At 68.0% G+C, this 25164-nt stretch carries 24 protein-coding genes; 22 read left to right on the plus strand and 2 right to left on the minus strand.

Annotation, left to right across the window (positions count from 1 at the left end; translation table 11 throughout):
* Window positions 1-75: 75 nt before the first annotated feature.
* The 3 genes from BLQ28_RS24155 to BLQ28_RS24165 are packed head-to-tail and all read left to right on the plus strand — an operon-like array spanning window position 76 to window position 2232.
* Window positions 76-651, plus strand: a complete 576-nt coding sequence (locus BLQ28_RS24155) for an RNA polymerase sigma factor (RefSeq protein ID WP_256327439.1) — start codon at window positions 76-78, stop codon at window positions 649-651.
* A gap of 25 nt (window positions 652-676) precedes the next feature.
* Window positions 677-1438: an anti-sigma factor gene (locus tag BLQ28_RS24160; RefSeq protein ID WP_093245588.1), complete on the plus strand. Its 762-nt coding sequence runs from the start codon at window positions 677-679 to the stop codon at window positions 1436-1438.
* 32 nt (window positions 1439-1470) lie between these two features.
* Window positions 1471-2232 carry an SGNH/GDSL hydrolase family protein gene (locus tag BLQ28_RS24165; protein ID WP_093246147.1) on the plus strand — a complete coding sequence of 254 codons (762 nt, stop codon included), beginning with the start codon at window positions 1471-1473 and terminating at the stop codon, window positions 2230-2232.
* Between the two features lie 29 nt (window positions 2233-2261).
* On the opposite strand, the gene opgC is transcribed toward BLQ28_RS24165, so the two are convergent.
* Window positions 2262-3404 carry an OpgC domain-containing protein gene (opgC, locus tag BLQ28_RS24170; protein ID WP_093245591.1) on the minus strand — a complete coding sequence of 381 codons (1143 nt, stop codon included), beginning with the start codon at window positions 3402-3404 and terminating at the stop codon, window positions 2262-2264.
* A gap of 216 nt (window positions 3405-3620) precedes the next feature.
* Between opgC and BLQ28_RS24175 the strand changes: the two genes are divergently transcribed.
* From BLQ28_RS24175 to BLQ28_RS24215, 9 genes are all read left to right on the plus strand, one after another.
* The gene (locus BLQ28_RS24175; protein WP_093246148.1) at window positions 3621-9599 is read left to right on the plus strand and encodes an alpha-2-macroglobulin family protein; all 5979 of its coding nucleotides are present in this window, start codon (window positions 3621-3623) and stop codon (window positions 9597-9599) included.
* Between the two features lie 86 nt (window positions 9600-9685).
* Complete coding sequence (locus BLQ28_RS24180; RefSeq protein WP_093245595.1) at window positions 9686-10333, plus strand: hypothetical protein; 648 nt, start codon at window positions 9686-9688, stop codon at window positions 10331-10333.
* A gap of 43 nt (window positions 10334-10376) precedes the next feature.
* Window positions 10377-11054, plus strand: a complete 678-nt coding sequence (locus BLQ28_RS33370) for a VOC family protein (protein WP_256327442.1) — start codon at window positions 10377-10379, stop codon at window positions 11052-11054.
* Window positions 11051-11869, plus strand: a complete 819-nt coding sequence (locus BLQ28_RS24190) for a class I SAM-dependent methyltransferase (protein WP_093245597.1) — start codon at window positions 11051-11053, stop codon at window positions 11867-11869. The genes BLQ28_RS33370 and BLQ28_RS24190 overlap by 4 nt, the downstream gene beginning before the upstream one ends.
* Window positions 11866-12423 (plus strand): hypothetical protein, encoded by a 558-nt coding sequence (locus BLQ28_RS24195; protein WP_093245600.1) that lies wholly within the window; start codon window positions 11866-11868, stop codon window positions 12421-12423. The genes BLQ28_RS24190 and BLQ28_RS24195 overlap by 4 nt, the downstream gene beginning before the upstream one ends.
* A 60-nt stretch (window positions 12424-12483) precedes the next feature.
* Window positions 12484-12708 carry a hypothetical protein gene (locus tag BLQ28_RS24200; protein WP_093245602.1) on the plus strand — a complete coding sequence of 75 codons (225 nt, stop codon included), beginning with the start codon at window positions 12484-12486 and terminating at the stop codon, window positions 12706-12708.
* A gap of 57 nt (window positions 12709-12765) precedes the next feature.
* Window positions 12766-13128, plus strand: coding sequence for an NIPSNAP family protein (locus tag BLQ28_RS24205; RefSeq protein WP_093245605.1), 363 nt, complete (start codon window positions 12766-12768; stop codon window positions 13126-13128).
* A gap of 75 nt (window positions 13129-13203) precedes the next feature.
* Entirely contained in the window at window positions 13204-13572 is a 369-nt protein-coding gene (locus BLQ28_RS24210) for a nuclear transport factor 2 family protein (RefSeq protein WP_093245607.1), read from the plus strand.
* On the plus strand, window positions 13562-14038 hold the full coding sequence (locus BLQ28_RS24215) for a hypothetical protein (RefSeq protein WP_093245609.1): 477 nt from the start codon (window positions 13562-13564) through the stop codon (window positions 14036-14038). Before BLQ28_RS24210 ends, BLQ28_RS24215 begins: the two co-directional genes overlap by 11 nt.
* Here the strand turns inward: BLQ28_RS24215 and BLQ28_RS24220 are convergent.
* Entirely contained in the window at window positions 14016-14960 is a 945-nt protein-coding gene (locus tag BLQ28_RS24220) for a CE1 family esterase (RefSeq protein ID WP_093245612.1), read from the minus strand. The two genes, BLQ28_RS24215 and BLQ28_RS24220, sit on opposite strands and share 23 nt — an antisense overlap.
* A 254-nt stretch (window positions 14961-15214) precedes the next feature.
* On the opposite strand from BLQ28_RS24220, the gene blaOXA reads away from it, so the two are divergent.
* The 10 genes from blaOXA (at window position 15215) to BLQ28_RS24270 (ending at window position 25157) form a co-directional block, all read left to right on the plus strand.
* On the plus strand, window positions 15215-16084 hold the full coding sequence (gene blaOXA / locus BLQ28_RS24225) for a class D beta-lactamase (protein ID WP_093245614.1): 870 nt from the start codon (window positions 15215-15217) through the stop codon (window positions 16082-16084).
* Window positions 16081-17193: a serine hydrolase domain-containing protein gene (locus BLQ28_RS24230; RefSeq protein WP_093245617.1), complete on the plus strand. Its 1113-nt coding sequence runs from the start codon at window positions 16081-16083 to the stop codon at window positions 17191-17193. Before blaOXA ends, BLQ28_RS24230 begins: the two co-directional genes overlap by 4 nt.
* A 53-nt stretch (window positions 17194-17246) precedes the next feature.
* Window positions 17247-18164, plus strand: coding sequence for a LysR family transcriptional regulator (locus BLQ28_RS24235; protein ID WP_093245619.1), 918 nt, complete (start codon window positions 17247-17249; stop codon window positions 18162-18164).
* Between the two features lie 144 nt (window positions 18165-18308).
* The gene (locus BLQ28_RS24240) at window positions 18309-18998 is read left to right on the plus strand and encodes a DUF4286 family protein (protein ID WP_093245622.1); all 690 of its coding nucleotides are present in this window, start codon (window positions 18309-18311) and stop codon (window positions 18996-18998) included.
* A gap of 45 nt (window positions 18999-19043) precedes the next feature.
* Entirely contained in the window at window positions 19044-20360 is a 1317-nt protein-coding gene (locus BLQ28_RS24245; RefSeq protein ID WP_093245625.1) for an MFS transporter, read from the plus strand.
* A gap of 7 nt (window positions 20361-20367) precedes the next feature.
* Window positions 20368-21081, plus strand: coding sequence for a DUF2848 domain-containing protein (locus BLQ28_RS24250; RefSeq protein ID WP_093245628.1), 714 nt, complete (start codon window positions 20368-20370; stop codon window positions 21079-21081).
* Complete coding sequence (locus BLQ28_RS24255) at window positions 21081-22427, plus strand: amidase (RefSeq protein WP_093245630.1); 1347 nt, start codon at window positions 21081-21083, stop codon at window positions 22425-22427. Before BLQ28_RS24250 ends, BLQ28_RS24255 begins: the two co-directional genes overlap by 1 nt.
* A gap of 89 nt (window positions 22428-22516) precedes the next feature.
* Window positions 22517-23119, plus strand: a complete 603-nt coding sequence (locus BLQ28_RS24260; protein WP_093245633.1) for a GNAT family N-acetyltransferase — start codon at window positions 22517-22519, stop codon at window positions 23117-23119.
* Window positions 23116-23610 (plus strand): GNAT family N-acetyltransferase, encoded by a 495-nt coding sequence (locus BLQ28_RS24265; RefSeq protein WP_093245636.1) that lies wholly within the window; start codon window positions 23116-23118, stop codon window positions 23608-23610. Before BLQ28_RS24260 ends, BLQ28_RS24265 begins: the two co-directional genes overlap by 4 nt.
* Before the next feature lie 20 nt (window positions 23611-23630).
* Entirely contained in the window at window positions 23631-25157 is a 1527-nt protein-coding gene (locus tag BLQ28_RS24270; protein WP_093245638.1) for a phage tail sheath family protein, read from the plus strand.
* The last annotated feature ends 7 nt before the right edge of the window (window positions 25158-25164 follow it).

The following is a 25164-nucleotide window of genomic DNA, read 5'->3' on the forward strand; positions in this document are numbered from 1 at the left end:
GGTTTCCCGGGCTGAATCCGGGCGGCCTCGCAGGGCGTATATCAGGCATGCGCACCGATGTCCGACAATCCGCGAATGACAGCACCCAGCCCGGACGCCGAATTGATGGCCTTGATCGATCGCATCGGCCATCGCGACGAAGCCGCCCTGCGGCAGCTCTACGACCGCACCTCGCCCAAGCTGATGGGCTTGGCGATGCGCGTCGTGCGACAGCGCGAGTGGGCGGAAGACGTCCTGCAAGAGGCCTTCCTGACCGTCTGGCGGGTCGCCGGCGACTACCGCTCGTCGCTCAGTCCTCCGCTGGCGTGGCTGGGGCTGATCGTTCGCAGCCGGGCGCTCGACCTGCTGCGGCGCCGCACCGCCGACCGCGCCCAGCTCACCCAGGAATTCGACGAGCTGATGGCCGACACCCTCGAATCGGACGCGCCGAACCCGGCGGACACCGCCGACGCGAGCGAACAGGCCTGGGCGCTGCACCAGTGCCTGGACCAGCTGGAAGGCCGCCAGCGCGAGGTGGTCAGCCTGGCCTACCTGCGGGAGATGAGCCACGGCGAGCTGGCCGAGCAACTCAAGCTGCCGCTCGGCACGGTCAAGACATGGATCCGGCGCGGGCTCGAAAAGCTGCGCGTCTGCATGGGGCGTTTTGCATGAAGGCGATGACGAAGAAGGTGACCCCATGAATCTCATCGCACACCCCGAACTGCTCGAATTGCTGGCCGCGAGCCACGCCCTGGGCACCCTGCGCGGCGGCGCCCGCCGCCGCTTCGAGGCCATGGCCCGCGAGCAGGCGCCAGTGCGCGCCGCCGCGCTGGTCTGGCAAGGCCGGCTCGCGAGCATGACCGAGCTGCAAAGCCCGATCGTTCCCGATGCGGCCGTGTGGACCCGCATCCGCAACATGATCGACGCCGAGAAGGCCCAGCAGGCCATGGCGCAACAGCGCGACGCGGCCAACGCCGCCGCGAGCGCCAGGCCGCAGCCCGGTGGCTGGCTGCGCAGCCTCGCGCTCTGGCGCGGCGCCACGGCGGCCGGCGCGCTGGCCACCGTGCTGGCCGTGGTGGTCGGGCTCAACCTGCGCGACCAGTTGAACAACGCCCCGGCTGTGCAGTACGTGGCCGTGCTGTCCGACGACCAGTCCACCGCCTCGATGCTGGTGACCTTCGATCCGAAGAAAAAGCAGCTGGTGCTGCAACGCGTAGGCAACTACACCGAAGCTGGCGACAAGTCGCTGCAACTGTGGGCTTTGCCGCCCGGCGGCGCGCCGCGCTCGCTCGGCGTGCTCGACAATGCACCGGGTTTGCGGCTGGCGGCATCGGAATCCGATGTCCACGCCGTGCCGACCTTGGCCGTTACCTTGGAAGCCAAGGGCGGCGTCCCGCCAGGCAGCGGACCCAAGGGGCCCGTGGTCTTCAAGGGCGCGCTCATCGAAAAAACCATCTGACCTGCTTCCTGCCTGCCTTTCCAATGTCTTCGATGAAAACCGCGCTGGCCGCGGCCGCGCTGCTGACGGCTGCGCTCGCCGCGCAGGCCCAGCCTGCCTTCTTCCCCCAGGAATCCGAGACGGCCGCCGCCGAGGCCGCGTCCGCCCGCGACTACCTGGCCGCCAAGGAACGCTGGCACAACGAGCTGGCCGCCTTCGCCCGCGCCGACCAGGAGCACTTTCCCGCGCCCGGCGGGGTGGTGTTCGTCGGCAGCTCCACGGTGCGCATGTGGACCCGCATGCAGCAGGACTTTGCCCAGGTGCCCGGCGGCATCGTCAACCGCGGCTTCGGCGGCTCAACGCTGTTCGACTGCAGCCTGTTCGCGCGCGACCTCGTGGTGCGCTACAAGCCCCGGCAGGTGATGGTCTATGCCGGCGACAACGACCTGGCCGAAGGCCGCACGCCGCTGCAGGTGCTCGACAGCTTCGCGCGCTTTGCCAACGCGGTGCGCGCCGAGCTGCCCAACACCCGCATCAGCTTCATCTCGGTCAAGCCCAGCCCCTCGCGCGAGCAGCTCATGCCGCAGATCCGCGAGACCAACCACGTGATCTCGGCCTACCTCAACCTGCTGCCCAACAGCGAATACATCGACATCTACACGCCGATGATCGGTGTCGATGGCCGGCCGCGCCCCGAGCTGTTCCGCGGCGACAAGCTGCACATGACGGACGAAGGCTACCGGCTGTGGCACTCGGTGATCGCGCCGCACCTGCCGAGCGTTCCGCCGGCGCCGGTCGCGACCTCGCGGCCCTGACCCCCGACCCGTGAATCGGGCCGCGCGGCTCAGGCCGGCGCGGGGCCCGACGGCACGTCATCCGCCGGCGGTGGAACGTCCGCGCCGCGCGTGAAGCGCGCCACGAAGTACATCCCCGCGAACACCGCCAACAGCAGCAACCCGTCGCCCCACCACGGCCGCGCAGTCTGGCTGTCGCCATAGAAGGCCAGCACCAGCAGCACCGCCACGAGGTGCGCGCAGAACACCGGCAGCGAGGCCGAACCCATCGCCTCCAGCCAGCGCATCCGCGGAATCCGGCGCATCAGCCAGGGCCCGAAGCGCACCGCCAGGATGCCCAGCGCCACGAGGTTGACCAGCCGCAGCGGCCCGAGCTGCCATTTGTCGAACAGCAGGTTCAGCTCCACATCGCCGCCGAATGGCGCCTGGCCGTTGATGCCGGTGTGGCGCCAATAAAGGCCGTACAGCGCGATGCCCGCCGCCAGCACCAGCAGCCATGCCGGAAAGCGCAGCGGCCGCGCGGCGGGGCCGCTGCGGGTGGCACCGATGCACAGCCCCGCGAACCACAGGAACTGCCAGGCATAGGTGTTGAAGGCGCCCATCTCGTGGAACGGCACCGGCACGCCCAGGTAGCGCACGGCCAGCCCGTAGACCCACTCGCTCAGGCCGAACTGCGCCGCCACCCACACGCTGACGCTCACCACCATCACCAGCGTCCAGCCGTGGCGCATCGCAAAGGCCAGCACCCACGGGCTCATCAGCATGAAGAAGATGTACATGGGCAGGATGTCGAGCAGCGCGGGCTCGTAGATCAGCAGCAGCCCGTACAGGAAACCATCGCGCGGCTCGGCCAGGTAGTAAGACACCAGGTTCTTCACCGCCGGCTGGTCGATGTGCAGCCCCAGCGCGGCGATCACCGTGAACAAGAACAGAAGAATCGCCGCCTGGCACAGGTAGACCTTGACCACGCGCCGCCAGAACGCCTGGCGCATCGAGTCCACCCCGCGCGCGTAGCCGATGCGGCTGTAGACCAGCCCGGCCACGAAGGCCGACAGCAGCACGAAGCCTTCGGCGGCCGAAACGAAACCAAAAGGCTGACCCAGCGGATCGGTCAGGCGCGTGGGAAGGTGGGTGACGGTCATCAGCACGAGCATCAGCCCGCGCAAGGCGTCTATTTCCCAGTAGCGTTTCATCGGTCGGCGGCGAGGTCTTGGTGGCGGCCTGCGCGGCGCACGCAAGACGGTACGGATTGTAAGAAGAGCGGCGTACGCGCACCGGCGACACGAAAGACATATGACCGTTGGCACTGCCGAACTGCCTCGCAAATCGGCTACGCTGCGCGCTGCCTCTAGGTGGAGATATAAGTGAACCGTTTCTTTCCAACATTGCTCCTGGCCGGCGGCGCCCTCATGGCCGGCCCGGGCTTTGCCCTCCAGATCACCAGTCTGTCGCCGCAAGGCGAGGTCGCGCGCGTGCGCCAGATCGTCGCCAAGTTCGACCAGGCGGCCGTCAACTTCGGCGACCCCAAGGCCCCCGCGCCGCTCTCGGTGAGCTGCACCGACGCGCAGGCCGGCAAGGGCACCGGCCGCTGGACCGACGCCAAGGCCTGGGTCTACGACTTCGAGAACGACCTGCCGCCCGGCGTGCGCTGCACGGTCACCCGCATCCCCACCTTCAAGCCCGCCAGCGGCGAGCTGACGGGCCCCGAGCGCTACCAGTTCAACACCGGCGGCCCGTTCGTGCGCAACTACATGCCCGGCACCTACTCGCGCATCGACGAACAGCAGATGTTCATGCTCGAGCTGAACGGCGCGGCCACGCTCGAGAGCGTTCGGCAGAACGTCTGGTGCTCGGCCGACGGCGTGGGCGAGCGCATTCCTGCCAAGCTGCTCGACGGCGACCAGCGCACCGGCCTGCTCAAGGCCTTCGGCCGCGAGAAAGAAGCCGCCAAAGACCCGCTGCGCTTCATCACGATGCAGTGCAACCGCACGCTGACGCCCGGCAGCAAGGTACAGATCGTCTACGGCAAGGGCGTGGCCACGCCCTCGGGCATTGCCAACAACGTCGAGCGCCGCTTCGACTACCAGGTCCGCGAGCCCTTCGCCGTGTCCTTCACCTGCGAGCGCGAGAACGCACAGGCCGCCTGCCTGCCGCTGCGCCCGATGCAGCTGCAGTTCAACGCGCCGGTCACGCGCAAGCTGGCCTCGCAGATCCAGCTCAAGGGCGACAAGACCGTCAAGGCCAAGCTCGACAACGACGGCGGCACGCAGAGCGACGACGATGTGGTCAACGGCGTGAGCTTCGAGCCGCCGCTGACCGAGAGCGCCCAATACAGCATCGAGCTGCCCTCCAAGTTCGAGGACGCCTCGGGGCGCCCGCTGGCCACGCCCGGCAACTTCCCGATGAAGGTCGCCACGGGTGCCATGCCGCCGCTGGCCAAGTTCGCCGCCTCGCCCTTCGGCGTGGTCGAGCGCCTGGCCGAGCCCGACACCCCGGCCATGATGCCGGTCACCGTGCGCCGCGTGGAGCCGCAGCTGATGGTGAACGCCCTCACGCCCGGCAAGGTGAGCGACATGAACCCGAAGACCGACGCGGAAATCATCGCGTGGTTCCGCAAGGTGCGCCGCTACGACAGCTACAGCGTCACGCGCGAACAGGCGCGCAAGGACGTCAAGGGCCCGCTGCCCCCCGTCATCGACAAGGACGACCGCACCTCCCTGCAGACCCGCATGCTGTCGCTGCTGGCGGGCCAGCCGGGCGTGAAGGCGCTCGACATGCCCAAGTCGGATGCGGGCGATCCGCGTCCTTTCGAAGTCATCGGCATCCCGCTCACGCCGGGCTTCCACGTGCTCGAGATCGCTTCGCAGAAGCTCGGTGAAGCGCTGCTCGACGAACGCTACAACGCCGGCCGCACGATGTACGTGCGCACCACCGCGCTGGCCACCAACCTGGCCGTGCACTTCAAGCTGGGCCGCGAAAACTCGATGGCCTGGGTCACCACGCTCGACAAGGGCAAGGTCGTGGCAGGCGCCGAAGTGCGCGTGTCCAGTTGCGACGGCAAGGCCGTGGCCACCGGCACCACCGACGCGAACGGCGTGGTCATGCTCAGCGGCATCTCGCCGCAGGCGCCGAGCTGCAACGGTGCCAACGAATACGACAGCAGCGCGTGGTTCGTGAGCGCCCGCGCCAAGGACGACAAGGGCGTCGAAGACCTCGCCTTCACCTGGAGCGACTGGCAGCGCGGCATCGAGCCCTGGCGCTTCAACGTGCCCACCAGCCTGCAGCCCGAGGCCGACCGCGTGGCCCACACCATCTTCGACCGCACGCTGCTGCGCGCCGGCGAAACGGTGTCGATGAAGAGCCTGATCCGCACCCAGACCAGCAAGGGTTTCGGCCTGCCCGAAAGCCGGCCCGACACGCTGGTCATCACCCACGTGGGCAGCGGCCAGCGCTTCACGCAGCCGCTGAACTGGCGCAAGACCGCCACCGGCGGCCTGAGCGCCGAAAACACCTTCCCCATTCCACCCGCAGCCAAGCTCGGCGTGTACGAGGTCGTGCTGCGCAGCGGCGGCGGCAAGGACGCCAACGGCGACGGTGAGAGCGACGACGACGAAGGCGGCGGCGGCGGCAGCCGCAGCTTCAGCACCGGCATGTTCCGCGTCGAAGAGTTCCGCCTGCCCGTGCTCGAGGGCCGCATCGCGCCCACCGACAAGAAGCCGCTGGTAGCCGCGACGAGCGTGCCGACCGACGTGCAGATCAACTACGTGGCCGGCGGCGGCGCCGCCAACCTGCCGGTGCGCGTGTCGGCCATGGTGCGCGGCAAGAGCCTGAGCTTCCCCGACTACGACGCCTTCAGCTTCAACCCGCCGCGCACCGAACAGGCCGCCGGCACGCAGTCCACCAGCAGCGCCGACACCGATTCGGGCGAAGAAGACAGCAACAGCAGCAGCGACACCCGCGTGATCGCCGACAAACTGCCCGTCACGCTCAACAAGGACGGCGCGGGCAAGGTCACCATCGACAAGGTGCCCAAGGTCAAGTCGCCGCGCGAGCTGCTGCTCGAAGCCACCTACGCCGACCCGAACGGCGAAGTGCAGACCATCCGCAGCACGCAGACGCTGTGGCCGGCCGCCGTCATCGCCGGCATCAAGACCGAAGGCTGGGTTTCCACCGCCCAGAAGCTGAAGTTCCAGGCGCTCGCGCTCGACCTCACGGGCAAGCCCCAGGCCGGCGTGACGCTCAACGTGCGCGCCGTGGCCCGCATCACCACCACCAGCCGCAAGCGCATGGTGGGCGGCTTCTACACCTACGACAACAAGACCGAGACCAAGGACATCGGCACCGTCTGCAGCGGCAAGAGCGACGCGCGCGGCCTGCTGCTGTGCGAGTCGGAGCTGAAGGAAGCCGGCGAAGTCGAACTCGTGGCCAGCGCCACCGACAGCGACGGCCGCGACGCCAAGGCCGTGAGCTCGGTCTACGTCACCAAGCAGGGCGAGCTCTGGTTCGGCGGCGAAGACAACGACCGCATCGACGTGCTGCCCGAGAAGAAGAGCTACCAGCCCGGCGAGATCGCCAAGTTCCAGGTGCGCAGCCCGTTCCGCTTTGCCACCGCGCTGGTCGCCGTGGAACGCGAAGGCATCATCGAGACGCACGTGGTGCAGCTCGACGGCAAGGACCCGACGGTCACCCTGGAGGTCAAGCCCGAATGGGGCCCGAACGCCTACATCAGCGTGCTCGCATTGCGCGGGCGCCTGCGCGAAGTGCCGTGGTACAGCTTCTTCACCTGGGGCTTCAAGGCACCACGTGAGTGGTGGACCGCCTTCTGGTACGAAGGCAAGGAATACGTCGCGCCCACCGCGATGGTCGACCTGAGCAAGCCCGCCTATCGCCTGGGCATGGCCGAGATCCGCGTCGGCACGCGTGCCCACCAGCTCGACGTGACCGTCACCAGCGACAAGCCCAGCTACCCGATCCGCAGCAAGGCGCAGATCACCATCTCCGCCAAGCTGCCCGATGGCAAGCCGGCCGCCGGCGCCGAAGTGGCACTGGCCGCGGTCGACCAGGCCCTGCTGGAGCTGATGCCCAACGACAGCTGGAACCTGCTCAACGCGATGCTGCAGCGACGCAGCTGGGGCGTGAGCACCTCCACCGCGCAAATGGAAATCGTCGGCCGGCGCCACTACGGGCGCAAGGCCGTGCCCGCGGGCGGCGGCGGCGGCAAGGGCCAGACGCGCGAACTGCTCGACACCCTGCTGGTGTGGAACCCGAAGGTCGTGCTCGACGCCAACGGCCAGGCCGTGGTGACGGTGCCGCTCAACGATGCGCTCACCACCTTCAAGATCGTGGCCGTGGCCGATGCGGGCACCAGCCTGTTCGGCACCGGCCAGATGAGCATCCAGGCCACGCAAGACCTGCAGATCATCAGCGGCCTGCCGCCGCTGGTGCGCGAGGACGACCAGTTCCGCGCCCAGATCACGCTGCGCAACACCACGCAAAAGCCGATGAAGGTCGAGGCCACGCCGCGCGCCACCCTGCTCACGCTGGAGCCGCAGACCGTGGACATTCCGGCCGGCGAAGCGCGCGAGGTCGCATGGACCGTGACCGCGCCCGCGCAGCTCGCGCAGACGCGCGCCGAAGCCATCCTGTGGGAGATCGAAGCCAAGGACACCATCGGCGGCGCGCGCGACGCGCTCAAGGTGCGCCAGCGCATCGTGCCTTCGGTGCCGCTCACGGTGCAGCAGGCGACGCTGGTGCAGCTCGACGGGCCGTTCACGCTCGACGTGGCCCCACCCGCCGACGCCCTCCCCGGCCGTGGCGGCCTCAAGCTGGCCTTGCAACCCAAGCTCGCCGAAGGCCTGCCGGGCGTGCGCGACTGGTTCGCCAACTACCCCTTCATCTGCCTCGAACAGAAGACCAGCAAATCGGTCGGCCTGCGCGACGCGAAGATGTGGCAGGGCGTGCTGGCCACGCTGCCGACCTACCTCGACAGCGACGGCCTGGCCAACTACTTCCCGCCGCGCGACGGCGAAGCCAACCGCGGCAGCGACATCCTCACCTCGTACCTGCTCGCAGCGACGAACGAGGCCGCGCAGCTCAACCCGGCCTTCGCACTGGCCGATGACGTGCGCGCGCCGATGGAATCGGGCCTGATCGCCTTTGTCGAGGGCCGCATCACGCGCGAGTTCTGGAGCCCGCGCAAGGACCTCGACGTGCGCAAGCTCGCCGCGCTCGAAGCGCTCTCGCGCTACGGCAAGGCCAAGGGCAGCATGCTCGGCAGCATCACCATCGCGCCGAACCAGTGGCCCACCAGCGCGGTGATCGACTGGCTCAACATCCTGAAGCGCGTGAACGACGTGCCGCAGCGCCAGCAGCGCCTGGACGAAGCCAACAACGTGCTCAAGGCTCGTTTGTCTTACCAGGGCACCAAGCTCATCTTCAGCACCGAGCAGGACGACTACTGGTGGTGGCTGATGACCAACGGCGACGTCAACACCGCCCGCCTGCTGCTCAGCGTGATGGACGACCCGGCCTGGAAGGACGACATCGGCAAGCTCGCCAACGGCTTCATCGGCCGCCAGCAGAACGGCGCATGGCACACCACCACCGCCAACCTGTGGGGCGGACTGGCGCTGGAGAAGTTCAGCAAGGTGTTCGAGAGCACCCCGGTGTCGGGCGTGACCGCCGCCACGCTGGGTGCCGTCAAGGCGCAGGTCGACTGGAGCAAGGTCGATCGCGTCAAGACCACCGACGCCGCCGGCGCACCGAACCAGACCACCTTCTTCGGCGCACCCGCCTCGCCGGGCAACCTGAAGAACAACACGATGTTCCTGCCCTGGGCCGCATCGCCTTCCGGTGCACCGGTGCGCGACACGCTGCTGGTCACCCAGCAAGGCACCGGCAAGCCGTGGCTCACGCTGCAGTCGATTGCCGCCGTGCAGTTGAAGGCACCGTTCGCCGCCGGCTACGCGATCAAGAAGACCATCACCCCGGTCGAGCAGGCCACCGCGGGCAAGTACACCCGCGGCGACGTGCTGCGCGTCACCCTCGAAGTGAACGCCAGTGCCGACATGACCTGGGTCGTCATCAGCGACCCGATCCCGGGTGGCGCCACCATCCTGGGCGGCGGCCTGGGCCGTGACTCGCAGATCGCCACGCAGGGCGAGAAGAAGTCCGGCTCCGGCTGGGCGGCTTTCGAAGAACGCAGCTTCGAGGCCTTCCGCAGTTACTACGAGTACCTGCCCAAGGGCGTGGTGAAGATGGAATACACCGTGCGCCTGAACAACGTCGGCGACTTCGCGCTGCCGCCGAGCCGCGTCGAGGCGATGTACGCGCCCGAGATGTTCGGCGAGTCGCCGAATGCGCGGGTGAAGGTGGAGGCAGCGAAGTAAGCCAGGCCGCATCGCGGCGCGACGGGCCAGCGATCGATCGATCGACTGGCCGACTGACTGATTGACGAAAAAAAGGGAGAAACACCATGGGCCTCGCCATCAGCGTCGGTACGCTGGCTTACTTGCTGGAGAACGACACCGAAGGCGCCGAGTGGCGCCAGGAAGAACTGGCGGTGGCCAACAAGCTGCTGGCATCGGCGGACCTTCCGCCGCATGCCGAGCCCCGGGAGCTGCCGCCGCTGCACTCGCGTGCGTCGCTGCGCAGCTTCCCGTACTCGTACATCCACTACCTGCGCCTGGCCTACGCGTACCGCGCACAGTCACCCGACTGGATGGCGACGCCATTGCCGGACGGTGTCGATCCCACGGACGATCCGGTGGTCGAAGACGCCCTCTTCGACTCGGAAAGCCACCTGATCCGCCACTCGGATGCAGACGGGTTCTACGTGCCTGTCGATTTCGAAGAGGTCCTGTATTCCGACCCCGACGACGAAAAGGAAGTGGTCGGCGGCATGCTCGGCTCGTCCTACCGCCTGCGCGACGAGCTGGTGCTGGTGGCGCCCGCGCTGGGCATCACCCTTGTCGACGGCCAGCTGTCGGACGAGGAAGCCAAACGAATCAACGGCCTGGTCGACGTCGACGAAGGCCTTCATCGCGAATACGCCTCGTGGCTGCTGCTCTACGAAGCGGCCCGGCTGAGCATCGCGCACAAGATGGCCATCGTTTTCAACTGAGAGCGGTCCGCCTTTTCGACTGCCGGATACGCAGGCCATGACGATGAAGAAATCCATCCGCATTGGCCGCGCTCCCCTTCATCCGGACACCACGCCGAAGACGCCCTGCGAAGAGGCCCTGTCGTGCACCAAGCCGTGGGACACGCTCGAAGAAACGGCGACACCCGGCGTCCGGTACTGCAGCGATTGCCGAAAGAACGTGTTCTGGGTGGACACCTCGGAGCAGGTGCGCGCCGCTGCCCTGCTGGACCGCTGCGTCGCCATCGCGGATGACAGCGCGCATTCCAGGTCCGGCGAACACAAGATCACGGCAAACTCTGCACCCATGCCCCGCCACCTCGCCACCGTCACCCTTCTCGTCCACGACTACGACGAAGCCATCCGCTTCTTCACCGAGGCGCTTCGCTTCGAGCTGGTCGAAGACACGCCGCGCGGGCCGGGCAAGCGCTGGGTGGTGGTGTCGCCCGGTCGGAACGCCGGCGCCACGCTGTTGTTGGCCAAGGCCGTGACCGACGAACAGGCGGCCAGCATCGGCAAGCAGGCCGGCGGTCGCGTGTTCCTGTTCCTCCACACCGCGGACTTCCAGTCCGACTACCAACACATGGCATCCCACGGCGTGCGCTTTCTCGAAGCACCTCGCCACGAGCCGCATGGCACGGTCGCCGTCTTTCTCGACCTTTGCGGCAACCGGTGGGACCTTCTGCAACCGAGCGACGCATGAGCAGCAACGACAGCATCGACTTTCTCTCCCACAACCGCGCCGCCTGGGACCGCCAGGCCACCGAAGAACGCGAGTGGTCGCGTCCCGTCAGCAGCGAGCTGATTGCCGCGGCCCGCCATGGCGACTGGCGCGTGCACCTCACGCCGCAGCCGCTGCCGGCCGACTGGCTGGGCGACGTGCGGGGCCAGCGCATTCTTTGCCTCGCTTCGGCCGGCGGCCAGCAGGCGCCCGTGCTCGCGGCCGCCGGTGCGCAGGTCACGGTGTTCGACCTGTCCGACGAGCAACTCATGCAGGACCGCCGGGTCGCTGAACGCGACGGCCTCGACCTCGCGACGGTGCAAGGCGACATGCGCGACCTGGGCGTGTTCGCCGACGCGCAGTTCGACATGGTCTTTCACCCGATCTCCAACCTCTACGTGCCGGACGTGCGCCCTGTGTGGCGCGAATGCCATCGCGTGTTGAAGGCCGGCGGCGCCCTGCTCGCGAGCTTCTACAACCCCGTGGTCTTCATCGGCGACCGCGATCCGGCGCTGCTGGCGCAAGGGTTGGTGCGCCCGCTGTACAAGCTGCCGTACTCCGACCTGAACGACATGCCGCCCGAAGCGCTGGAAAAGAAACGGCAGAACGGCGAAGCCATGGTGTTCGGCCATTCGCTGGCCGACCTGATCGGCGGGCAGATCGCGGCCGGCTTTTCCATCGACGGCTTCCTCGAAAACACGCAGCCCCATCCACGCTTCGTGGTCGACCGGTTCATGCCGACCTTTCTCGCGACGCGCGCGGTGAAACGTCAGCCGCTGCCAGGAGCCACACCATGACGCTTCAAGACCGCATTCATTTCACCGGCAACCCCTGGCCCGAAGGCCACCCCATTGCGGAGTTCCGCTGGACGGCCTCCGTCAGGGACGGCATGGTGTGGTTCGACCTCCACCTGCGCAGCGCGGACTACGACGCCGAGCGGGAGATCGACGAGCCCGAAGACGAAGAGATCGACTACCCCTCGGACTGGGAAGCGCCCAACGTCTGGAACAACTACCACCGCTGCACGCTGTCATCGACGAACTGGGGCGACGGCAACGGCTTCGCGGTGTGCCCGGTGTCCGACTTCAGCCCGGCGCGGATCGACGGCCTCGAAGTCCGCGTGGACGAACCGCCGCCCGAAGACACGGAAGACAACGCCTTCCACATCTACCTGCTGGGCCACGACGCGGCAGCTCACCACCGCATCCGCTTCGACCGCATCGCGGGCACCGACCGGTTCAGCATTGCATGGACCGGCAAGATCGCGCTTGCCTACACCGGCGACTATGAATACAAGTACGACTTCGCGGCGCACCTGCACGACGTGCAAGCGCCGCGAATTCCCGCGTAAGTCTTTTCACGGCCTGCCAGAGCCACGCGGCGCCCGGCAACACCCATCGCTTCGCCCCGCATGCAGATCCTGCTTCCCGTGCTGTTCATGGTCGTCCTTGTGGGCGCCGTCTTCTTCGGCAGCTGCCTGTTGCGCACCATCCTGCTGCGAGAGCACGCACTGCAATCGCGGCTGAGCGACGAGGCCATCGCGGGCTATGTCAGCTTCGCCATGAAGAACGCCAAGGGCATCATGGCGATCCTGCTGATGATCTATTTCATGGTGGCCGGCGCGTTCTATTCGTAAGCTCGCAACCTCGGCTGCAGCACCGCAGGCCCTTCTCTTTCATCGGGAGATCCATTCATGAAGCGTCTCATCGAAGTCCGAACCTACAGGCTCAAGCCCGGCACCCTGCCCGCCTTTCATGAAGCCATGCACACGCGCGCCGTGCCGATGCTGCGCAGCAAGGGCATGGACGTCGTCACCTACGGCCGCTGCGATCACGAGGAAGAAACCTACCACCTCGTGCGCGCCTACGAGAGCCGCGAGGCGCTGGAGGCCGAGCAAGGCGCCTTCTACGGTTCGGCCGAATGGCGCGAGGGCCCGCGCAGCGCGCTGGTCGATCGCATCGAGACTTACCTGAACACGCTGCTGTGGGTCTCGCGCGAAGCCGTCGACGGCATGCGAACGCTCAACGCCCCGCAGGGCGCACCAGACACACACTGACGCACGCCGGGAGCCGCGCCCGGCCTACACTCGCCCTCCGGCCCATCCCCCACTTTCTTCTTCAGGAGAAAACGCATGAACACGACGGAAATCGCCAGCAAACTTGTGGCGTTGTGCAAGCAAGGGAAGTTTCAGGATGCCCAGGTGCTCTATGCGCCCGAGGCAGTGAGCGTCGAAGCCAGCGCCCCGCCCGGCGGGCAGCGCGAAGCGGTGGGCCTGGCCGCCATCCAGGCCAAGGGCGAATGGTGGAGCGCCAACCATGAAGTCCACTCGATGCAGGTCGCCGGCCCGTGGCCGCATGACGACCGCTTCATCGTCGGCTTCCGCGTCGACGTGACGATGAAGCTCACCGGGCAGCGCTTCACCATGGAAGAGATGGGCCTCTACACGGTCAAGGACGGCAAGATCGTGCGCGAAGAGTTCTTCTATTCCGGTGGCGCCTGAGCCTCGCAAGCAAGGATCGCCGCAGTGCAGCGGCAGCAGCGAACAGACCAACTGCCTGCGCTGCCCCTCGACGGCGCTGCGCCTCCTTCCCGGCGAACCCACGCAGACCATCGCGTTCCTGCAATGCCCGGCCTGCCTGCGCCACTACGCGCAAAAGGCCGGTGGCCCGCTGACGTACCGATGGGGCCACCCGATCAGCCTGGCGCTCTACGGCGTGCTGTTCACGACGGAGCCGCTCACCGAGGCGCAACGCATCGCCGACGCGCTGCGCCAAGGCCGCACGCCTGAAGCGCTGGCCCTGTTCATCGAAGAGATCGAACTGGAACTTGCGCATCCGACGCAGCAGGTCAGGGACATCCTTGGCAACAGGAGCCCCGAAGCGGCCTGCCGGGAATTTCTTGCGGCAGTAGTCCGGCACCTCACCCTCACCCTCACACCGGCCGTCAAGGCTTCGCGTGCGCCTTGAAGAAGGCCACGATGGTCTCGCTCGCATCGAGCTGACGCGACACGCGGTTGTCCGGCATCGACGCCAGCGCACTGCCGGGCCATGTGTGGCCGCCACCCTCGATGCGGTACAGCACCACGGCTTGCGGATCGGCTGCCGTGGCATGGCGCACGCGCGTGACCGAGGTTCCGTCGTCGCCGGCTGACGGACGAAGCTGTTCCGCAGGCTGCGCACGGGCATTCATCGCAATGGCCCAGCGCTCGATGGTCTTCTCGACCGGCAGGCGCGGCGCGCCGGTCGTCGCCTTGCGGCCGATGCCGCCGGCATAGGGCACGTAGGGGTCGTCCGTGCCATGGATGTGCAGCACGGGCAGCCCTTGGCGCACCAGCGTCGGAGCGATGTCGAGCGTGGCCGATACGGCCGCCACCGCGCGCAGGCTGCCGGGGGCCTCCACCGCCCACCGGTAGGCCATCATCCCGCCGTTGGAAAAGCCGACCGCAAACACGCGCTTCGGATCGGCCCGCCCCTCCTTGACCAGGCGCGCGACCAGTGCCTGCAGCCAGGCCACGTCGTCCACGTTGTTCGCCTTCGCGTAGCCGCAGCAGGCGCCGGAGTTCCATGTGTAGGCATCCGCATTGGCCCCGCTGCCGTTCGGGTAGGCCACGAGAAAGCCGGCCTTGCGCGCGGCCTCCGACAGGCCCGTGGCCGCGATGAGCAGGTCCGCGTTCGAGCCGCCACCGTGCAGGGCGACGATCAGCGGGCGCGGCTGGCGCGGCCTGCCGTCGTCGGACAGCAGGTAGCTGCGCGACGCGACGCCCACCTGCAAGGTCTGCATGCCTGCGGGCCGTGTGTCCGCCTGCGCGGCGGTGCCGATGAAGAAGGTGATCGCGGCCACGCAGCAAGACGCGATGCCCGCGCGGCGAGTGAATGAAATCAGGGACATGGAAATGAACCGGTGAATGAACGCTCGATCGAGCAAGACAAGACGACGGCGCGCATCGTAGAGACGCAACGCACGCCCCGCATGCGTCTCTTGCGTAACGAGCGTCACGTTACGGCGGTTACGGCGGTGACGAAGCCATCGGCCGCCTTGCTTGTTGCCACGCCGCGTGCCTCGGATGATTCCGGCCGTCGCCCTTGCATGTCCACGCTCATGCCCATGCCTGCATCGGGCCCCGCAACAACCCAGGAGATCGAATGATTCACCCCCAACGCCGCCGCAGTTTTCTCGCACAAGGCAGCAGCGGCCTGCTGGCCGCGCTGCTCGGCACCCGCTTCGCCGATGCAGCCACGCCCGCCGCGCCCCTCGCCCATGTCGAAGAACGCGCGGACCTCGCCAGATACTTCAAGCAAGCCGGCGTCCTGGGCACATGGGCGGTGCTCGACAGTGCCACCTCGAAGCTCACGGTGGTCGACCGCCAGCGCGCCGAGCGCCGCTACAGCCCGGCATCGACCTACAAGATTCCCAACAGCCTGATCGGGCTGGAAACCGGCGCGGTGAAAGACATCGACGAGATCTTTCCCTACGACGGCAAGCCGCTGCCCCGCAAGGAGTGGGAGCGGGACATGAACCTGCGCGAAGCGATCCGCGTCTCCAACTTTCCGCTCTACCGCCAGGTGGCGCGCCGCATCGGCCTCGCGCGCATGAACGAATGGATCACGAAGCTGCACTACGGCAACGAGACGCTGGGCACGCAGGTCGACCGCTTCTGGGTCAACAACTCGCTGCAGATCTCGGCCGTGGAGCAGGTGCGCTTTCTGATGCGGCTCGCGCAGCGCACGCTGCCGATGTCCGCGCGCAGCCAGGACATGGTGCAAGAGATCACGCGGATCGAGCAGACGCCCGCCTACGACCTGCATGCAAAGACCGGCTGGTACGAAACGCCGAGCCTGTCGATCGGCTGGTGGGTGGGCTGGGTGGCGCTGGCGGACGGCAGCGTGAAGAGCTTTGCGCTGAACATCGACATGCACGGCGAGGCCGATGTCGCCAAGCGCATTCCGCTGGGCCGTGCGCTGCTCGCGCAGATGAACATTCTTCCGGCCGAAGCAGCCAAGGCGGGTTCGTGAAGCAGCACCGCGCGAATGCATCGCCGCGCGCGGCGGCATGGATGCTGGCGGCGCTCCTGCTCGCGGCGCCCATGGCGCACGCCGGCCCGCTGGGCTTTGCCACGCCGCCAGCCGAGATCGCGGCGCGCGTGATGAACAACGCACCGGGCAGCATCGTGGTCGGCGTCTCGCGCCAGGGCCATACGCAGTTCGCGATGCAACGCAACGGCGTGGCGCAGCCCGGGCCGGTGCAGGAGATCGCAACCGACGGGCAGCCCATCTTCGAGGTGGGCTCCATCAGCAAGCTCTTCACCGGCGTGCTGCTCGCACAGGCCGTGGAGCGCGGCGACCTGTCGCTCGACGACACGGTGGGCCAGCTGCTGGCCGGCCAGGTCACGCTGCCGCCGGACATCGCGGCCATCACGTTGCGCCAGCTGGTCACGCACGGCGCCTGCCTGCCCGGCATGCTGCCGGGCGCGTCGCCGATGGCCGATGGCAATCCGTTCGTGCACCCCGACCGCGCGCAATTGCTCACCGGCCTGTCGACGCTGAAGCTCGACCGCAAGCCGCCCTGCAACGGGCCCTACAGCAGCCTCGGGCTGGGCCTGCTCGGCCAGCTGCTCGCCGACCGCTACGGCAAGCCCTGGGACATGCTGGTGCACGAGAACATCGCCGCGCCGCTGGGCATGAGGGACACGGTGCAGTACCTGGGCCCCGATGCCCAGCGGCTCGCCCCCGGCTACGAAGACAAGTCGCCACGCACGCCCTGGGACTTCGGCGCGCTCGCAGGCGCCGGTGCGTTGCGCTCGACGGCGGCCGACCTGCTGGTGTTCGCGCGCGCACTCATGGCGGGGCGCAAGGGCCCGCTGGGCGCGGCGGCCGAACGCGCACTCACGCCGCTGGGCCATGACGGCACCTACGAACTGGGCTATGCCGTGCGCATGCGCGGGCCGGCGGATCACCGCACCTACTTCCACACCGGCCAGACCGGCGGCTACCGCGCGCTGCTGGTGTTCGATCCGGCCACGCAAGATGCTGCGGTGATGGTGGCCAGCAATGCATCGGCCGCTGCCGCGCGGATGGTGGACGACATCACCGTGGCGCCCGCCGCCGTGCGCAAGCGCAAGTAACCGCGCGGGCCCTGCGCCGGCGAATACCGGCAAAATGCCGCGCAGGTGCCCTCATGAATACAAGATTTGTCGAAGCCTTCCTGTGGGCCGCGCGGCTCGGCAGCTTCCGCGCGGCGAGCGACCGGCTCCACATCACGCAGGCGGCCGTGTCCAACCGCGTCGCCTCGCTCGAAGAAGACATCGGCGCGCGCCTCTTCGAGCGCGATGCGCGCGAGCTGCGGCTCACGCCGGTGGGCGTGCGGCTGATGGACTACGGCGAGCGCCTGCTGGAGCTGCGCCGCGAGATCGTCTCGCTGGGCCGCCCGCGCGGCGACATCCTGGGCCTGGTGCGCATCGGCGCCATCGAGACGGTGGTCCACACCTGGCTGCTGGGCTTTCTCACCAACCTGCGCTCCACCTACCCCGGCATCGAGGTACAGCTCACGTCCGAGACCACGCGCGCATTGCATCGCGGCCTGCGCGAAGGCGCGCTCGACATCGCCCTGCAGACCGACCACATCGCCGGCGCGGGCATCGTCAGCACGCCCTGCCTTCCGATGCCGATGGGCTGGGTCGGCCCGGTCGGCGCCGAGGGCACGCAGACCGTCGAACAGTTGCTGCGCCAGCCCGTGCTGACCATGAGCCCCAGCTCGCAGCCGCACGAGGCGCTCAAGAACCTGTACCGCGCGGCTGGCATTCCATTGGGCAAGGTGCACTGCGTCAGCTCGATCTCGGCGCTGGCGCGGCTGGTGAAGGCGGGCTTCGGCAACGCGCTGGTGCCGCTGCCGCCCTGCTATGAATACGTGGCCAGCGGCGACGTGCGGATCATCGAGTGCGACGCGCTCATCTCGCCGCAGCGCATCGTGGTGAGCCACCTGGAGGCGGCCGACTCCGACGCGATCCGCCTCGTGGCCGAGCTGGCCTGCCGCGCGTCCGACCAGTTCACGGCCTCTGCCATGGCACCAACCTGGAGCGGCGCAGCAGAGGGATAACCCTCGAAATGGCGCATTCGGGCCCCACAAAGGGGCCAGTAATTCTTGTGGCTGTCGCCCAAAAAAACTCGTTTGTGACAGCACGACCCTGCGACGGAAGATCGCGCCTTCATTTTTCGAAGGCCCGCCCGCTCTTCCGCCGCCATGACCACTTCCGCTTCTTCATCTTTCCCTGACACCGCCGTGGCGAACGCGAACGGACTGCTGTTCGTCGCCTCCGACGTCGATGCCGCCGACGACGCCGACTTCAACCGCTGGTACGACAAGGAGCACGTCGAAGAGCGCGCGCGCATCCCCGGATTCCTGTCGGGCGCGCGCTACTTCTCGCTCGAAGGCGGCCGCAAGTACCTCGGCCTTTACCGCACCGAATCGCTGGCCGTGTTCGGCTCGCCCGGCTACCGCGCTGCGTTCGAGAAGCAGACGCCGTGGTCCATCGCCAACCTCGACCGCATGCGCCAGCCGATCCGCCGCGTGTGCGCCGTGCGCGCGGTCACCGGCTTTGGCAGTGGCAGCCACGTGGTCGTGTTGCCGCTGCCCGTGGCCGCCGATGCGCAGGCGCTGGTGGCGCAGGCCGCCAGCGTCGGGCAGCAACTGTCGGAGCAGGCAGGCTTCGTGCAGTCGTACCTGCTGATGCCCGACACCGCCCTGAGCACGCCGCTGCCGCGCGAGGCCACCGAAGGCCGCGTGCTGCAGCCGATGCTTGTGGTGGAAACCAGCAGCGCCGATGCCGCGCGCAGCGCACGCACCTTCGCCGCCACGGCCTTCGATGCCGACCCCGCCACCGGCTGGCTGCTCGCCCTCGGCTGGAAGCTGACGGCGGCCGAGCTGCGCTGACCTGACCCGATCGATCCCGATGTCTTCTCCGAACAAGGTACTTCCATGACCGAACACGTGCTTTCCGCCGCGGGGGCCGTCCCCGCCAGCGCCCCGCCCAGAATGGGCCGGCTGGCCATGGCCAGCTCCATCGGCACCACGCTGGAGTGGTACGACTTCACCGTCTACAACATCATGGCCGCGCTGGTCTTCAACGCGGTGTTCTTCCCGTCGTTCGATCCGCTGACGGGCACCATCCTCGCCTTCTCGACCTACGCGGTCGGCTACATCTCGCGCCCGCTGGGCGGCGTGGTGTTCGGCCACCTGGGCGACCGGCTCGGCCGGCGCTTCGTGCTGGTGGCCACGCTGGTCATCATGGGTGTGTCGACCGGCCTCATGGGCCTGCTGCCGACCTATGCCACCTGGGGCATCTGGGCGCCGGTGGCGCTGGTCGCGCTGCGTTTCGTGCAGGGCGTGGCGCTCGGCGGCGAATGGGCCGGCGCGGTGCTGCTGTCGATGGAACACGGCAAGCCCGACGAACGCGGCCGCAACGCCTCGTTCACGCAGGTCGGCCCGTCGTGCGGCACGCTGATCGGCACCGGCTTCATCGCCATCGTGTCGGCCTGGCTGAGCCCGGAAGACTTCCAGAGCTGGGGCTGGCGCATTCCGTTCGTCTCCAGCGTGGCGTTGGTGATCTTCGGCCTGTGGCTGCGCCGCGGCGTCGACGAAACGCCGGTCTTCCGCGAGATGGAAGAAAAGAAGACCACCGCCAAGACGCCCATCAAGGAAGTCGTCACGCAGCACTGGCGCCGCCTGCTGGTGGCCGGCGGCTCGCGCATCGGCTCCGACGTGCTGTACGCGCTGGTCGTGGTGTTCACGCTGACCTACGTGACGACGGTGCTGCACCTGTCGCGGCCGCTGGCGCTCACCGCCACGATGATCGGCGCAGCCTGCAACGCGATCGCGGTGCCGTGGTTCGGCAGCCTCTCGGACCGCATCGGCCGCCGGCCGGTGTACATCGCGGGCGCCCTGCTGGGCATCGTCTGGGCCTTCGTGTTCTTCGTGCTGATGAACAGCGCGCACCCCGTGGCCATCTGCGCGGCGGTGGTGGTCGGCCTGATCATCCACGCGATGATGTACGGCCCGCAGGCCGCCTTCGTGACCGAGCAGTTCCCGGGCCGCGTGCGCTATGCCGGCTCGTCGCTGGCCTACACGCTGGCGGGCATCCTGGGCGGCGGCTTCGCGCCGCTCATCATCGCCAGCCTGTTCAAGTCGTGGGGCAGCACGGTGGCCGTGTCGCTGTATGTGGCGGCCGCCCTGTGCGTCACGCTGGTCGCGCTCTTCGTGGCGCGCGAAACCGCCAAGAAACCGCTGGAAGCCTGAGACCGCCATGCCATTGCGTTTTGCCTGCGAAACCGTGAGCGCCGACGGCGCACGGTCCATCGAACTGCGTTCCATCGAACCCACCGCGCTGGTGGTGGCGGGATGGACCGGCCGCGACACCGCGGCCATCGAGCACCACATCGAGGAACTGGCCGCGCTCGGCGTGCCGCGCCCGTCGAGCGTGCCGCTGTACTACCGCGTCGCAGCCCAGTTGCTGACCCAGTCGCCGGCCATCGAGGCGCTGGGCGACCAGAGCTCCGGCGAGGCCGAGCCCGTGTTCTTCTTCTCGCAGGGCGAGTGGTGGCTGAGCGTGGCCTCGGACCACACCGACCGCCATGTAGAGAGCTACTCGGTCGCCGTCTCCAAGCAGATGTGCGCCAAGCCCGTGGCCGAGGTCGCATGGCGCTGGCGCGACCTGCAGGCCCATCAGGACGAGATCGAACTGCACTCGCGCATCTTCGAGGACGGCCGCTGGGTCGACTACCAGCGCGGCACGCTCGCATCGATCCGACCGCTGGCCGCATTGCGCGACGGCATGCCCGGCGCCGCTGCGGCGCCCGAAGGCCTGTTCATGACCTGCGGCACGCTGGGCGCGCTGCCCAACGCGAAAGGCGAAGGCATCCGCCCCGCCGCGCAAATGGAAATCGAACTGCACGATGCGCGCCTGCAGCGGCGCATCGTGCATCGCTATGCGGTCAATGCACTGCCGGTGGTGGCGTGATGGCGAACGACCACCTCACTATCGCCGCCGCGCGCGAGCGCATCGCGCAAGGCTCGCTGTCCCATGAAGCGCTGATCGAGCAGGTGCTCGAGGCAGCGACGCTGCCCGCCGCGCAACACGTGTTCACGCGCCTGTACGGCGACGCCGCGCGTGCCGCGGCCCGGCATGCCGATGCAGCGCACAAGGCCGGCGTGCAGCTCGGCCCGCTCGCCGGCCTGCCCATGTCGATCAAGGACCTCTACGACGTCGCCGGCGAAACCACCATGGCCGGTTCCGCCGTCTGCGAAGGCGAGCCGCCGGCGGAGTGCGATGCGGTGGCCGTGTCGCGGCTGCGCACGCAGGGCGCGGCCATCGTCGGCAAGACCAACATGACCGAGTTCGCGTTCTCCGGCGTGGGCATCAACCCGCACCACGGCACGCCGCGCAACCCGGCCGATGCGGCCACGCCGCGCATTCCGGGCGGCTCTTCGTCGGGCGCAGCGGTGTCGGTGGCGCTCGGTCTGGCGGTGGCCGGCCTCGGGTCGGACACGGGTGGTTCGATCCGCATTCCGGCCGCGCTGTGCGGGCTCGTGGGTTTCAAGAGCACGCAGTCGCGCGTGCCGCGCACCGGTGCCTTCGAGCTGGCACGCTCGCTCGACACCGTCTGCGCGATGGCGCGCTCGGTGGAAGACTGCCTGACCGTGGACGCAGCCATTGCCGACGCACCGCTGGCCGTGCGCAGGCGCCCGCTGCAAGGCCTGCGCCTGGCGGTGCCGGCCACGCTGATGTTCGACGCCATCGAGCCCGCGGTGGCACGGGCCTTCGAGCGTGCCTTGCATGCGCTGTCGAAGGCGGGCGCGCAGATCGTCGACATTCCGCTCGCCGAACTCGGCGAGATCGCGACCGTCAACGCACCCGGCGGCTTCTCGCCCATCGAGGCGGCGGCCGTGCACCGCGAACGCTTCGCCGCGCGCCGCGACGGCTTCGACACCCGCGTGGCCGCACGCATCGCGCTCGGAACCGAAGTGCGCGCCGCCGACTACATCGCCATGCAGGACCGCCGGCGTGACTGGATCGGCCGCGTCGAACACGCGCTCGAAGGCTTCGACGCGCTGCTCTGCCCGACCGTGCCCATCGTCGCGCCGCCTATCGAGGCACTCGCCGAAGACGCGACCTTCTTCAAGGCCAACGGCCTGCTGCTGCGCAACACCTTCGCCATCAACCTGCTCGACGGCTGCGCCTTCAGCCTGCCGTGCCATGCGCCGGGCGAACTGCCGGTGGGGCTGATGCTGTCGTCGGTGCGCGGTGACGATGCGCGGCTGGCGGCCGTGGCACTGGCTGTGGAATCGGCATTGCGCTTCGACTGAGCGCGCCCGGATCAAACGAGACCGCACCGCATCACCATGCGCACCACCGCGCTGGTGGTGCGGCCTCGCATTCGGCTATCGTCTGGCGCATGTCGCGCCAACAGCCCACCCTTGCCGGCCCCCGGATTCTTCTTCGCCCGCTGCTCGCATCCGACGCACCCGCCCTTGTCGATGCCGCCGCCGACGGCGAACTCTGGAACCTGCCCTTCACCGTCGTGCCTTCCGCCGCCACGGTCGATGCCTACCTGCGCACCGCCCTCGACGGCCGCGCCGTGGGCACCGTGATGCCCTTCGCGACCGTGATCCGCGACACGGGCCGCGTGATCGGCTCCACGCGCTTCTGGAAGATCGACCGCAACAACCGCAAGCTCGAAATCGGCAGCACGTGGATTGCGGCCTCGTGGCAGAAGACCTTCGTCAACACCGAGGCCAAGTACCTGATGTTGCGGCACGCCTTCGAAGACATGGCCTGCGTGCGCGTGCAGCTCACCACCGACGAGATCAATGCGAAATCGCGCGCGGCCATCCTGCGGCTGGGCGCGAAGCAGGAAGGCATCGTGCGGAACGAGCGGATCATGCCGGACGGCCGCAAGCGCAACTCGGTGCGCTTCAGCATCATCGACGACGAGTGGCCGGAAGTGAAGGCGCGGCTGGAGGAGCGGCTTCGTGCATCGCAGGAGCCCGGGTCATGAATGCCATCGTCGTCGTGCCCACGGCCGAATCGCATTTCGAAAGCCTGCACCGTGCGCTCGACATCGTCGCGCGCGAGCAGAAGTACCCGGCCCTGACCGAAGCCCCGCCGCTGGCGCAATCGATCGCCTTCTACCGCAGCGTGATCGCCAGCGGCTTTCCGCATTTCGTGGCGGTGGACGGCGACAAGGTGATCGGCTGGTGCGACATGTCGCCGGTCTTCGGACATTCGCGCGTGCACATCGGCGTGCTGGGCATCGCCCTCCTGCCCGAAGCACGCGGCCAGGGGCTCGGGGGCCGGCTCCTGCAGGCGGCCATCGACAAGGCGTGGTCGCGCGGGCTGACGCGCATCGAACTGTCCGTGCGCACGGACAACCTGAACGCCAAGGCGCTGTACGAGCGGCTCGGCTTCGAACACGAAGGCATGGTGCGCCGCGCCAGCCTGATCGACGGCGTCTACCACGATGCCCACGCGATGGCCTTGCTTCGGTAACTTTCAAAGAAAGAAAACGCATGGCTGGCGCCTACAAAACCCCCGGTGTCTATATCGACGAGAAGAATGCGTTTCCGAACTCGGTGGTCGAAGTCGCGACCGCGGTTCCGGCGTTCATCGGCTACACCGAGGCCGCCGACAACAAGGGCAGCTCGCTGGCCGGCAAGCCCTGGCGCATCACGTCGATGCAGGAGTTCGTCAGCTGCTACGGCGGGCCGCCGGAAGACAGGTTCGAGTTCGTCAAGAACGCCGATGCCACCACACCGAGCGACTTCAAAAGTGCCGGCAGTGGCTATGTGCTCCGGCGCAAGAACGGCCAGCCCGACACCTTCCGCTACTACCTCCATCACTGCATGCTGCTGTTCTTCCAGAACGGCGGCGGCGTGTGCTACGTCGTCTCGGTCGGCAACTACACCGACGCGGGCGCGCAGGTGAAGCCGCTGCAAGACGGCATCGACCTGCTGCTCACCGAGCGCGAGCCGACCCTGGTGGTGATTCCGGATGCCATGGCACTGCCGCAAGCGGACTGCATCCCGCTGCAGCAGCACGCCCTTCGGCATTGCGGCTCGCAGATGAAGAACCGCCTCGCGATCCTCGACGTCAGCGACGGCTACCGCGAGCGCACCGATCCGCAGGGCGATTGCGTTGCCGCCTTCCGCGACGGCCTGGGCACCGACTTTCTCGACTATTCGGCTGCCTACTATCCGTGGCTGAACACCTCGATCGTGCAAGACACCGACCTCGGCCTTGCCAGCTTCGTCGACGTGGCCGAGCTCAAGGCGTTGCTGCTGGCTGAAGCCGGTGGCAGCGCTGCACCCAAGGCACTGCAGGACATCCTGGCGCAGATCGGCAATGCCGCGCGCGATCCGAAGGGAAAGACCGGCCCGTCGGACGCCGAACTGCACAAGGCTTTGCTTTCGGTCAGCCCGACCTACGCCAGCATCCTGCAGGCCATCCAGCGCAAGCTGAACCTGTTGCCACCGGCGGCTGCAATGGCCGGGCTCTACACCATGGTCGACAACACGCGCGGCGTGTGGAAAGCGCCGGCGAACATCAGCCTCAACTCGGTGGTGTCGCCAGCGGTCGCCATCACGCAGGATGTGCAGGAAGACCTGAACACCCCTTCGACCGGCAAGTCGGTCAACGCGATCCGCAGCTTCCTCGGCGAAGGCGTGCTGGTGTGGGGCGCGCGCACGCTGGATGGCAACAGCCTGGACTGGCGCTACATCAACGTGCGCCGCACCGTCCTCATGATCGAAGAATCGCTGAGCCTGGCGACCAAGGCGTATGTGTTCGAGCCCAACGTCGCCACGACCTGGATCACCATCAAGAGCATGGCGAGCAACTTCCTGACCGGCATCTGGAAGCGCGGCGGCCTGGCCGGCGCCACGCCCGCCGATGCGTTCAACGTCTTCGTCGGCCTGGGCGAAACCATGACGGCCGACGACATCCTCGAAGGCGTCATGCGGGTGACTGTGCTGGTCGCGCTCAGCCGCCCGGCCGAGTTCATCGAGCTCAGTTTCCAGCAGCAGATGCAAAAATCCTGATCTTCGT

Origin of the sequence: Variovorax sp. EL159 (assembly GCF_900100965.1) — a bacterium.
Classification (GTDB): Bacteria; Pseudomonadota; Gammaproteobacteria; order Burkholderiales; family Burkholderiaceae_C; genus Variovorax.

What these genes read in the sequence shown, in the direction of transcription:
- BLQ28_RS24155 (WP_256327439.1), top strand. Translation starts at nt 76, where the DNA reads ATGACAGCACCCAGCCCGGACGCCGAATTGATGGCCTTGATCGATCGC.
- BLQ28_RS24160 (WP_093245588.1), top strand. Translation starts at nt 677, where the DNA reads ATGAATCTCATCGCACACCCCGAACTGCTCGAATTGCTGGCCGCGAGC.
- BLQ28_RS24165 (WP_093246147.1), top strand. Translation starts at nt 1,471, where the DNA reads ATGAAAACCGCGCTGGCCGCGGCCGCGCTGCTGACGGCTGCGCTCGCC.
- opgC (WP_093245591.1), bottom strand. Translation starts at nt 3,404, where the DNA reads ATGAAACGCTACTGGGAAATAGACGCCTTGCGCGGGCTGATGCTCGTG.
- BLQ28_RS24175 (WP_093246148.1), top strand. Translation starts at nt 3,621, where the DNA reads ATGGCCGGCCCGGGCTTTGCCCTCCAGATCACCAGTCTGTCGCCGCAA.
- BLQ28_RS24180 (WP_093245595.1), top strand. Translation starts at nt 9,686, where the DNA reads ATGGGCCTCGCCATCAGCGTCGGTACGCTGGCTTACTTGCTGGAGAAC.
- BLQ28_RS33370 (WP_256327442.1), top strand. Translation starts at nt 10,377, where the DNA reads ATGAAGAAATCCATCCGCATTGGCCGCGCTCCCCTTCATCCGGACACC.
- BLQ28_RS24190 (WP_093245597.1), top strand. Translation starts at nt 11,051, where the DNA reads ATGAGCAGCAACGACAGCATCGACTTTCTCTCCCACAACCGCGCCGCC.
- BLQ28_RS24195 (WP_093245600.1), top strand. Translation starts at nt 11,866, where the DNA reads ATGACGCTTCAAGACCGCATTCATTTCACCGGCAACCCCTGGCCCGAA.
- BLQ28_RS24200 (WP_093245602.1), top strand. Translation starts at nt 12,484, where the DNA reads ATGCAGATCCTGCTTCCCGTGCTGTTCATGGTCGTCCTTGTGGGCGCC.
- BLQ28_RS24205 (WP_093245605.1), top strand. Translation starts at nt 12,766, where the DNA reads ATGAAGCGTCTCATCGAAGTCCGAACCTACAGGCTCAAGCCCGGCACC.
- BLQ28_RS24210 (WP_093245607.1), top strand. Translation starts at nt 13,204, where the DNA reads ATGAACACGACGGAAATCGCCAGCAAACTTGTGGCGTTGTGCAAGCAA.
- BLQ28_RS24220 (WP_093245612.1), bottom strand. Translation starts at nt 14,960, where the DNA reads ATGTCCCTGATTTCATTCACTCGCCGCGCGGGCATCGCGTCTTGCTGC.
- blaOXA (WP_093245614.1), top strand. Translation starts at nt 15,215, where the DNA reads ATGATTCACCCCCAACGCCGCCGCAGTTTTCTCGCACAAGGCAGCAGC.
- BLQ28_RS24235 (WP_093245619.1), top strand. Translation starts at nt 17,247, where the DNA reads ATGAATACAAGATTTGTCGAAGCCTTCCTGTGGGCCGCGCGGCTCGGC.
- BLQ28_RS24240 (WP_093245622.1), top strand. Translation starts at nt 18,309, where the DNA reads ATGACCACTTCCGCTTCTTCATCTTTCCCTGACACCGCCGTGGCGAAC.
- BLQ28_RS24245 (WP_093245625.1), top strand. Translation starts at nt 19,044, where the DNA reads ATGACCGAACACGTGCTTTCCGCCGCGGGGGCCGTCCCCGCCAGCGCC.
- BLQ28_RS24250 (WP_093245628.1), top strand. Translation starts at nt 20,368, where the DNA reads ATGCCATTGCGTTTTGCCTGCGAAACCGTGAGCGCCGACGGCGCACGG.
- BLQ28_RS24255 (WP_093245630.1), top strand. Translation starts at nt 21,081, where the DNA reads ATGGCGAACGACCACCTCACTATCGCCGCCGCGCGCGAGCGCATCGCG.
- BLQ28_RS24260 (WP_093245633.1), top strand. Translation starts at nt 22,517, where the DNA reads ATGTCGCGCCAACAGCCCACCCTTGCCGGCCCCCGGATTCTTCTTCGC.
- BLQ28_RS24265 (WP_093245636.1), top strand. Translation starts at nt 23,116, where the DNA reads ATGAATGCCATCGTCGTCGTGCCCACGGCCGAATCGCATTTCGAAAGC.
- BLQ28_RS24270 (WP_093245638.1), top strand. Translation starts at nt 23,631, where the DNA reads ATGGCTGGCGCCTACAAAACCCCCGGTGTCTATATCGACGAGAAGAAT.